We start from the raw sequence: 753 nt of genomic DNA, 5'->3' as shown, positions 1-753 counted from the left end.
GCACGTCGCGGCCACGCAGACTCGACACGGCGGCCTTGGCCGAGGCGATCGGGGTCCTCAAATCGTGGCTGAGGGCGTTCAGGAGCGCGGTGCGCATGCGGTCGGCTTCAGCGACGGGGACGGCGGCCTCAGCGGCCTCCGCCAGGCGACGCTGCTGGTAGGCCACGGCCACTTGGCTGGCGAACGCGGCCAGTAGACGTTGGTCTTCGGTCGCCAGGCGCCGGCCCCGCAGGACCAGCACCAGTGCGTCCCCGACCGGGACCTCGGTGTCGCCGTCCTCGGGTCGTAGGCACGGGTCGTCCCCGATGCTGCCGAGGCAGGACCACGTTCCGCGGAGCCCGGCAGCGGTGGCACCGGAAGGGGCAGCGCCCGTGCTGGCTGGAGCCTGGGTCTCGCGTCGCAACAGAGTGACACTGGTGACGGTGAAGGTCTCTTGGACGCGTTGCAGGAGAGCGGGTAACGCTTGCTCCCCGCGGAGCAGGCTGCCGGCGAGGGTGGACAGCGTTTCGGCTTCGGCGTTCGAGTGGGCAGCCTCGCTGCTGCGCCGCGCCGCGAGGTCCACGACGCGCGACACCAGGGAGGCGATGACGATGAATACGATCAGGGCGAGAATGTTTTGCGGCGCCGAGATGGTGAAGGTGTGGATGGGGGGGACGAAGTAGTAGTTGAGTAGCAGGCTGGCGGCGATGGCGGCGATGAAGGCGGGGTAGAAGCCGCCGATGAGGCTGATGATGACGACGGCGAGCAGGAACA

General features: G+C 69.2%; 1 protein-coding gene. It reads right to left on the bottom strand.

Translation table 11 applies throughout. The features are described from left to right. The coding region (locus RM423_RS24995) for a DUF4118 domain-containing protein (protein WP_311425738.1) at positions 1 to 753 on the bottom strand (753 nt) is incomplete at both ends.

Source organism: Jatrophihabitans lederbergiae, from assembly GCF_031845305.1.
Classification (GTDB): Bacteria; Actinomycetota; Actinomycetes; order Mycobacteriales; family Jatrophihabitantaceae; genus Jatrophihabitans_A; species Jatrophihabitans_A lederbergiae.
This window is presented reverse-complemented; position numbering and strand designations above follow the sequence as displayed.